The 9,553-nt window shown below is 52.1% G+C and carries 8 protein-coding genes; 3 read left to right on the top strand and 5 right to left on the bottom strand.

The window, feature by feature from the left end; all coding sequences use genetic code 11:
- Nucleotides 1-212 precede the first annotated feature (212 nt).
- The 5 genes from dnaA to R6U67_RS15950 all read right to left on the bottom strand — a co-directional run bounded on the left by dnaA (nt 213) and on the right by R6U67_RS15950 (nt 4,641).
- The gene (gene dnaA, locus R6U67_RS15970; protein ID WP_410253470.1) at nt 213-1,559 is read right to left on the bottom strand and encodes a chromosomal replication initiator protein DnaA; all 1,347 of its coding nucleotides are present in this window, start codon (nt 1,557-1,559) and stop codon (nt 213-215) included.
- A gap of 158 nt (nt 1,560-1,717) precedes the next feature.
- A complete protein-coding gene (locus R6U67_RS15965) occupies nt 1,718-2,263 on the bottom strand; it encodes a GIY-YIG nuclease family protein (RefSeq protein WP_410253469.1) in 546 nt (181 codons plus the stop codon).
- 100 nt (nt 2,264-2,363) lie between these two features.
- Nucleotides 2,364-2,708 carry a hypothetical protein gene (locus R6U67_RS15960; protein ID WP_410253468.1) on the bottom strand — a complete coding sequence of 115 codons (345 nt, stop codon included), beginning with the start codon at nt 2,706-2,708 and terminating at the stop codon, nt 2,364-2,366.
- 165 nt (nt 2,709-2,873) lie between these two features.
- Nucleotides 2,874-3,644, bottom strand: a complete 771-nt coding sequence (locus R6U67_RS15955; RefSeq protein ID WP_410253467.1) for a cobyrinic acid a,c-diamide synthase — start codon at nt 3,642-3,644, stop codon at nt 2,874-2,876.
- Nucleotides 3,645-3,849: 205 nt separating this feature from the next.
- Nucleotides 3,850-4,641, bottom strand: a complete 792-nt coding sequence (locus R6U67_RS15950) for a C39 family peptidase (RefSeq protein ID WP_410253466.1) — start codon at nt 4,639-4,641, stop codon at nt 3,850-3,852.
- Nucleotides 4,642-4,775: 134 nt separating this feature from the next.
- Between R6U67_RS15950 and R6U67_RS15945 the strand changes: the two genes are divergently transcribed.
- The 3 genes from R6U67_RS15945 to R6U67_RS15935 all read left to right on the top strand — a co-directional run.
- Entirely contained in the window at nt 4,776-5,984 is a 1,209-nt protein-coding gene (locus tag R6U67_RS15945; protein ID WP_410253465.1) for an NAD(P)/FAD-dependent oxidoreductase, read from the top strand.
- Nucleotides 5,985-6,083: 99 nt separating this feature from the next.
- Nucleotides 6,084-6,785, top strand: a complete 702-nt coding sequence (locus tag R6U67_RS15940; RefSeq protein ID WP_410253464.1) for an HAD-IA family hydrolase — start codon at nt 6,084-6,086, stop codon at nt 6,783-6,785.
- A gap of 30 nt (nt 6,786-6,815) precedes the next feature.
- Nucleotides 6,816-9,553: filamentous hemagglutinin N-terminal domain-containing protein (locus R6U67_RS15935; RefSeq protein WP_410253463.1), on the top strand; the 2,738-nt coding region annotated here is incomplete at its 3' end.

Below are 9,553 nucleotides of genomic sequence, written 5' to 3'. Positions count from 1 at the left end.
TGCAACTCTCGCGCGAGGAAATTATCGATCGCTTTCGCGGATAATACCGGGTCTTTTGGGGTCAGGGTGACAAGGAAAATTTATGGCGGATTATATCCCTTGCTGTAGGGGCGAAAAATCCCCTCCTGGGAGGGGCTAGGGGTGGGTTCCCCTACAATTTTGTATCCAATGCAACCCATTGCACCCGATATCCTAAAGACCCATAATCCCCCTCAATGACTGGCCAAATTAATGCGATCGCCCAGTTGCAGTAACAATTGTGCCAACTGGGGGTCATTCTCCCGCCGTTGCGCGACTTTATCACAACTATACAGCACCGTCGTATGGTCTTTGCCCCCAAACACTTCGCCAATCTTCGGTAAACTCAAATCCGTATGTTGACGCATTAAATACATCGCCACCTGACGCGCTTGAGAAATCTCCCGCCGCCGCGATTGGCCTTTTAAATCCTCTACCGAAATTCCCATCATGTCCGCCACAACTCGCATCACAACGGTTGGCGAGGCTTCCACTTTTTCCGTATGAGGACTGAGGACAGGTGCTAAGTTTTTCACCGTCATCGGTAAACCCGAAATAGAAATATAGGCCACCGCGCGAATTAACGCTCCCTCCAATTCCCGGATATTTGACGTATAACGAGAGGCGATATATTCGATCGCCTCTCGGGGAAGCCGCATATTCTCATACTCGGCTTTCTTCTGTAAAATCGCCATACGAGTTTCCAAATCAGGCGGCTGAATATCCGCAATTAACCCCATCGAAAAGCGAGAACAAAGCCGTTCCTGAAGTTGCGGGATTTGGTGCGGGGGGCGATCGCTGGCGATGACAATTTGCTTTCCTACCTCATGCAAGGCATTAAAGGTATAGAAAAACTCCTCCTGGGTGTATTCTTTCCCTTCAATAAACTGAATATCATCGACTAACAACACATCCGCCGTTCGGTAATGATTGCGAAACGCCTGCATCCGATCCTGGCGAATTGCTGTAATCAAATCATTAGTAAACCGCTCCGTTGACACATAAAACACCCGAGATTGTCGGTCAATTTCCAAGCGATAATGACCAATCGCCTGCATTAAATGAGTTTTCCCTAACCCCACTCCCCCACATAAAAACAAGGGATTAAACTCTCGCCCTGGATATTCCGCCACCGCCAACGCCGCCGCGTGGGCCATACGATTATTGGACCCCACCACAAAGCGAGAAAAGACATTTTTATGATTCAATTCCGGCGGTTTGGTTTGCGATTTTGGTTCCGGGGACATCACGTGCGGCGACCAACTCAGTTGCTGTTCTTCAACATCTCCCGTGCGATCGCTACAAAGTTCAATCGTTATCTCCTCCCCCAAAATTTCACAAACCACCTCAGTAATGGTCGTTAAATAATGCTTTTGCAGCCAATTTAACGCAAAGGGATTCGGCGCACGCAAAACTAAACGCCCTCCCTGCAACGACTCAACCCGCGCCGTCTGAATCCAGGTTTCAAACGTCGGTTGACTCAATTGGCCTTGCAACCGTTCTAGAACCTGATTCCATAGGTCTTCTAACGACATATCCACTAAATAGAACCTCCTTGGCTCAGGTTCCTCGGGGGAGAACCGCCACCTGACCCCTATTTGTTGCTCAATACCCCGATTGAGAAATCACCCCTCACCGCTATCAAATAGATAATTAAAATAGATATCTATTTCAGCAAGTTAACCTAGTTCAATTCTAACTATTTCAATTCTAAAAGACCCTGTTCCTTCAACTTCGGGTTAAAGCGGAACGATTCCATCACCCCACGCGCCGCTAATCGCTCCAAAACCGTGGCTTGAACGCGACGAGCGACTTGTTTAATACATTTCGTCTTTTTCCCCTCATCTAACGCCTCTTCAAAGGCGCTACGCTCTGCATCTGTCATCAGGGGTTTAACATCAATTGGCTGAGTCCATTGCGCCTCCGCCTCGCCATTTCCAGGAGGAACTGTGCCATTTTCAGCTAACCACTGTTGGCGGATATCTTCGAGTAGGGTTCGACTCGGGCGATCGATGGTTTCAACCTTGAAGCTATAACAGTGTTCCGGTTGTCGAATCAGATGTTGGCGTAAACTAACACTGACATTGCGGGAATAGCCGACAAACTGGAGTGTTTCATCTTGATCAAAGATGGCATAAATTCCAACTTTACCAAGTAAAAACTCATCGGCGACATTGCCCTCGTCTGTGAGATATGGATAAGGTTTTAGACTTTGGAGACTCGGGAGTTCGGCGGCGGTTGACATGAGTTTAAAAGGGCTAGAGGAGCGTAAACGGTAACGTGAGGATGGTGTTGAGTGATGAAACCTAGTCTTGAAACTTAGTCTTGAAACTTAGTCTTGAAACCTAGTCTTGATGGTTGCGATCGCCATCTAACCGGCGATAAATAGCACAGAGGCGACTGGGTTTAAAAATTTTGGCTTTTGCCATAAAATTGGGCGGCACGTTAATAATAGAATACTCTGGAGAGTCATGATATTGCTCAAACTCGTGCGGCATTCCCTTCGGGGTGGCGGTACTATAAGGAACAGGCTGAAAGAGACATTCCGTAAATTCGAGTTCAGCACAATTCAACTGTTGCCGAATTTGCCCAAGAAATGACTCATGAGTTAGCAACTGAAACAACGTTTCTTGCGCCTCGGGATCGAGTTGGACGCTCGCATCGAAATTTTCAATAATTTTTAAAGACATTTAACAATTTTTAACAGATTATGTCACAAATTAGTTAACTTATCAGTTAACTTATCTAAGTTGATGGTTAACCAAGTCCCCACATTTTAACCCGAACCATAACAGATATCAAGCCAAAGCCCAATTTTTATAAGCCCATCCCAAAACGGCTGATTCAACGACGGCTTAATTTCCCAAAATATCCTCCGCTTCTGGCGTATAAATATACTCATAATTAAACTGAAGATAATTCGGATGACGAATCACCGAAAAGCCAAACTCAGTGACTGTTTCTGCCCGAAACGTCACCATCACCAACTCCGTCAATTTTTTGCGCGATATTTTGGGCGTTTGCACATAATAATCTCGCTTCGCAAAAAACTTTTTCTTATCCTTAGGAACCACGATTCCATTAATTTGGTGTGCAAAGCGAATCGGCTTAATATATTTATTGAGAAACTCATCCTGATTTCGTTGGATGCGATAGAGTCGTTCTTGCTGAATCCAACTCATCGTAAACATCATTTTGAGCAACTCAAAACCCAACGTATAATTAAAGGCATTATTACTTTCTTCAGAACTGCCAATCAGCCGCACCGCAACTTCTAAATACTGTTCCGGCTGTCGCTGCATATCCTGAGCGCAATGGATATAAAACTGTCGAATATAGCCTCGTAACAGACTTTCCGTTAAATTGGTTTCAATATGGAATTGTTCGAGATAATACTTGACTTTTTGGCGAGTATCGCGGTCTTCAATGAGCCGCGAAACTAAACCATCGGCGGTATATTCATCGAGAAACTCCGCCTGAACCTCTGAGGGGGCTGCACAGAGGATATGACACAGAGAAAGAACATAGCGGCGTTCATTCCAATGAAGTTGTTCCGCCCAATCTCGCGCTTGGGGCGGAAGTTGGGCAAAAATACTATGAGGATCGATGGAATTATCAGAAAACATAAACTCTACTGTGACGACAAAGGTGAGGCCATGGATAGACTCAAAGGCTCCAAACTTGGATCCAAGTTTCCCAGGTTCCCCCCCTGACGATCGCCCCATCAAGGCGATCGCCCAACCGACGTTTCATCGCCCCTCACCCCATTAACTTAGCGTGATCCCCAGTGAAATGACCGAAAGACTGACCTAAAGACTAACCCAGAGACACTTACTTAGAAACAAAGTGAACCCAGAAACTCCCATCCGGCTTACAGGTTTCGCGAATCATGCGATAAGAATAGCGTTGATACTTCCCAGACAAATCCGTACGATAGCCCGTTGAGAACCATTCCCCATAGGGATCATGGACAAAAAACTGCTCTCGCTCCTCGTCATAGCCCACCAACACCACAATATGACCATAGGAGGTGAAATAACCATGAACAATCACCGGCTTCAAGTCAGCGAGCCAATTCTTAACCTCATCGAAGGTCGCATTGGTGCGGAACTCATCCTGAGCGCCATAGTCTCTGACAATTTTAGCTAAATCATAGGGACTGTGACGACTGAGATTATTATCGAGGGCGTAGCGGTAGAGTTCAACCTCGAACTGGCGAGCATTCGTGCGTTGCGGGATGCCAAAATACGTCAGACACATCGCCACAGACGTAACATTACAAGCCCCCGTCGGATTCTCGAAGTTGTCCAACTGAGACAAATAGGGACAATCGAGTTGAATAATCCGGGGTCGAGGTTTCGGGTACAAGCGAGACGTACCCAGTTCTTGAGACGAGTGGCCCAAAACCTCCACATGATCCCCGAACGCATACCAGGTATCGAGGCCCGCCAGAGCCTCATCCTGAAACGTCACCCGTAAATGATTGCGTTCACGAGTGAAGGTGTCAATCGGGAACTCGCGATCGCGGTTAATCGAGATCTTCTCGCGATCGGGTAACTCCTTCGACTCAATCGGACGCTGTTTGAAGACCGTATTCGTGAGGGTACGCAGAAGGAGAGACATGGCAGCTACCTCAGCACATGAAGAGTAATCAGGAACACCCGCGACCTCGCCAATTCCGGAAAGGGGGAGAAGTTGGCTAAGCTATTAGGGAAGGTATCACGTTCTGACCCCCCCTCGCTAGATCTAAGCTAATCATGACCGACGGTTCCAATCCTAGTTCCAATCGTATCTGTATTCTCGGCGGCGGCTTTGGTGGACTCTACACCGCCCTCAAACTGGCCCAATTCCCCTGGGAAAGCTCCGCTCAACCCGAGATTACCCTCATCGATCGCAGCGATCGCTTTGTCTTCTCCCCCCTCCTCTACGAACTGGTAACAGACGAACTGCAAACCTGGGAAATCGCCCCACCCTTCGTCGAACTGCTGGCCAACACCCCCATTCAGTTCCGCCAAGCCGACGTCGAAGACATTAACCCCGACTCCCAACAGGTGTCTCTCGTTGGCGGCGATCGCCTCGACTACGATCGCCTCGTCTTAGCCCTCGGCGGCGAAACCCCCCTCGATGGCGTTCCCGGTGCAGCCGACCATGCCATCCCCTTTCGTACCGTTAGCGATGCCTACCGCGTCCGGCAACGGCTGCAAAACCTAGAAAATAGCGATTCAGACAAAATCCGGGTAGCCATCGTGGGTGGCGGCTATAGCGGCGTGGAAATCGCCTGTAAACTCGCCGATCGCCTGGGCAATCGGGGTCGCATTCGCATCGTCGAACGTCACGATAGCATCTTGCGCCATTCCCCCGAATTTAACCGTAACGCCGGCAAACGGGCCTTGAGCGATCGCGGCATCTGGACCGACCTCGAAACCGACGTCGTCTCCATCAGCGAGGACAGTATTTCCCTGCGTTACCGAGGTCAAATCGACGAAATCCCCGTCGATCTCGTCCTGTGGACCGTCGGCACCCGCGTCGCCCCCGTCGTCGAACGGCTCCCCTTCGAGCGAGGCGATCGCGGCAAAATCAAAGTCAACCGCCATCTCCAAGTGTGCGATCGCCCCAACATCTTCGCCCTCGGCGACCTCGCCGACGCCCACGACGCCAACGGACAAACCATTCCCGCCACCGCCCAAGCCGCCTTCCAACAAGCCGACTACACCGCCTGGAATCTCTGGGCCTCCCTCACCCAGCGTCCCCTACTTCCCCTGCGTTATCAAAACCTCGGAGAAATGATGACCCTCGGCATCGACAACGCCACCCTCTCCGGCTTAGGCGTGAGTTTAGACGGTCCCCTGGCCCATATCGCCCGTCGTCTCATGTATCTCTACCGCCTGCCCACCTTAGAACACCAAGTTAAAGTGGGCGTCAACTGGATTGTCGATCCCCTGCGGGCCTTAATCACTCCCCAGTAAAGACCTCAATACGTCTCAATCGGCTGAGATTGAGACCTCCCCATGATTAACTGTTAAGGGTTGAACCATTAAACCATTCAAGGCCAGAGGAGGTTATTCTTGAGACTAGCCGCTGAAACCGCCGAATTACCCCAGACCCCATCACGACGCGACAACAACAAGCCCCAAGTCATCTTTCTCGATGCCGTCGGAACCCTCTTTGGCGTTCGTGGCAGCGTCGGGGAAGTCTATCGAGACTTTACCCACTATCAGACCGGCATTGACCTCGACGCTGAAGCCACCAACAAGGTCTTTTACGACCTCTTTAAAGCCGCACCCCCGCCAGAATTTCCCCAAGTCGAACCCCAAGATCTGTTAGAACTGGAATTTAACTGGTGGTTGGCGATCGCCTACGACACCTTTGCCGGAGTCGGCGTTCTCGATCAATTCTCTGACTTTGAAGGCTTTTTCAAGCATCTGTTTGCCTACTTCGCCAGCGCCGACCCCTGGGTAATCTATCCCGATGTCCGACCCACCCTAACCTATTGGCAACAGCAAGGCATTGAACTCGGAGTGGTCTCCAACTTCGACTCACGGCTGTATAGCGTCCTAGATTGCCTCAACCTGAGCCAATTTTTTACCTCCGTCACCGTCTCCACCCGAGTCGGGGCAGCCAAACCCAAATCCCAGATCTGGACTTGCGCCTTAGCCGCCCACGACTGTCCCCCAGCCGCCGCCTGGCATATTGGCGACAGTTACCGAGAAGACGTTGAAGGCGCCATTGACGCCGGGTTGCGGGGCATTTGGCTAAATCGTCAGTAGCAATTATCACCGAGATCAGGTCAAACGAAGATGAGTAAGCAGATCGTTGGTCGGGCCATCCCCCTCACCTCAACCCTTTCCTCCTCAGCGGTTCTGCTGACCCTGATCCTGGCGATCGCTGATAGCAGCGTCGCGCAAATCACCCCAGACGCGACGCTACCGGAGAACTCCCGCGTCACCACCGACGGCAGACAACTGACCATCGACGGGGGAACCCGTGCCGGAACCAACCTCTTCCATAGCTTTGATCACTTTGACCTCCCCACCAATTGGGAAGCCCACTTCAATAACCCCGCCACCGCCCGGCGCATCATCACCCGCATCACCGGCAACCAAGCCTCGCAAATTGATGGTCTAATCCGGGCGAACCATCAAGCCAGTCTTATTTTCCTTAATCCCAATGGCATCGAGTTCGGGGAAACCGCTCAACTGCAACTTGGCGGTTCTTTCATGGCTAGCACCGCCGAGGGTCTTCTCTTTGAGGATGGTCGTCAATACAACGCCGTCTCCCCCTTCGGCGATCAGCCCCTGTTGACCGTTAGCGTCCCAGTTGGCCTGCAATTTGGCAACAATCCCGCCCCCATTCGCAATCAATCCCTCGCGAGCAGTTCTCTCATTCCCAGCCTAGATGCCCCTCTACCGCTGGCTAACCCCCCAGGGCTGACCGTTGCCCCTGGCCAAACCCTGGCCCTGTTTGGCGGAGATATTCACCTAGAGTCGGGCAATCTTAGTAGTTTTGGCGGACCGGTGATTCTGGGGAGTTTCGGCGACAATAGTCAAATTACCTGGCAACCGCCACCGGGTACTGAACCCGGTCTGGGCTTAGTTCTCAATCTCGACTCAGCCTCGACTGGCGGAACGCTGGATCTGTCCCAAGGGGCAACAGTGAGTAGTAGTGGATTGGGGGGCGGTGCCATTGACTTGTATGGCGATCGCCTGCTGATGAGTCAAGGCGCGAGTTTGCGGGCCGACACCTTTGGCCCCATCGACGGCCAGGGGATTACTATCAGTGTCCAAGATGTCCAGATGAGCGATCGCGCCTTGATCTCCAGTTCCACTTTTGGTACCGGGGCCGGTGGCGACATTACCCTCAGCGGCGATCGCATCGAGATCCAAGGCACCCAACCGGGGGTACTCCTGGCGGAAGTGCTCAACGGAACCTTTAACCCGACCCAAATCCAAGATGGCATTTATGCCCTCAGCATCGGCAACGGCCCCGCCGGAAAGGTTACCGTAACTGGGGCAGACGTGGACATGAGCCAAGGCTCAGTGCTTCTAACCAGCGCCTTAAACCAAGGCCGGGGGGGAGACATCGAGATCAACGCCGAGCAGTTTCGTCTCGCCGATCGCGCCCTACTCCTGAGCGGAACCGCAGGAGCGGGCCGCGCTGGTGATATTCGCTTGCGGGTCGACCATCTCCAACTTGAAAACGGAGGCATCGTCAGTACCGCATCCAGTGCCACCGGAACCGCCGATAGCGGCAATCTCGATGTCGTCGCCGATCGCATCAACCTACAACGAACCCGCGCCGGGGCAATTATCCCTGGAGGACTGTTTACCGCCACCCTGGGTCAAGGCAATGCCGGAAATTTATCCATTGAAACCCGAGAGTTAGAGGCCCGTGGCGGAATGCAAATTTCAGCCGCCTCCAGCAGTGCCGGAGAGGGCGGAAATCTAAGGATTCGTGCCACTGACTCCATTGACTTGAGCCAAGCCAGTGATGACCGGGTTTGGGTCACGGGCATTTTTACAACATCCTCCCTACTGCAAGTCGCCGGACAACAAGGAACCGCCGGAGCGGGGTCATTAGAGATTGTCACCCAACAGTTAACCCTCAATAGTGGAGCACGGATCTCCGCTGCGACGGGAGGCGAAGGAGCCGCCGGACAGTTGAGCATTCGCGCCAGTGAATCCGTGGATATTGCGGGTGAGACACTCTCCGCTCGCGGTATCCGTGAGCCAACCGCACTGTGGACCGAATCTCGGGGAGCCGGAGAGGCGGGGAATCTTCAGGTGATGACCCCATGGCTGCGATTGCGGGATGGGGCCGAAATTGCCGTGCGGGGTCGGGGAACGGGAGCCGCTGGCAATTTGGAGATCATCGCCGATCGCATTGATATTTTGAATCGTGCTGAAATTGGTGCTTCAACGGTGGATGGTGCAGGCGGAAATGTGCGCCTAACCTTCGCAGACCTGACGCTCGATGCTGCGGTTGAAGTGTCAGTGAGTTCTCTGGGCCAAGGGAATGCCGGTGATGTGGAATTGCAGGGACAACAATTGACGGTTAATAATGGTCGAATTGCCGCCACCAGCGTTTTAGGTCAGGGGGGAAACCTCAATATCAACCTAGACAATGTGGCAATTTTACGTCAAGCCAGTGAATTCTCAACGCGGGCGGGAACCGCTGCCACCGCTGGCGGCGATGGTGGGAATATTACCCTACAACTCGGGGCGATCGCCTTACTCGATGGCAGCAGTCTTGACGCTAACGCCTTTCAAGGCTCCGGCGGCAATATCCAAGTTGCCACTCAGGGGTTATTCTTAGGACAAGATAGCCAAATTACGGCGAGTTCTCAATTTGGCCTCGATGGTACAGTAACGATTCAAACTCCCGATGCCGAAGCCGCAACTGGCCTGGTGGAATTAACAGAACGTCCCCTTGATCCAACTCGTCAAATTGCCTCAGGCTGCGCCGTCAGTGACGGCAATACGTTTATGATTACGGGACGAGGAGGCCTGCCGGATAATCCCAGTGATGGCTTACCCGG

Origin of the sequence: Sodalinema sp. (assembly GCF_046483825.1) — a bacterium.
GTDB lineage: Bacteria > Cyanobacteriota > Cyanobacteriia > Cyanobacteriales > Geitlerinemataceae > Sodalinema.
This window is presented reverse-complemented; position numbering and strand designations above follow the sequence as displayed.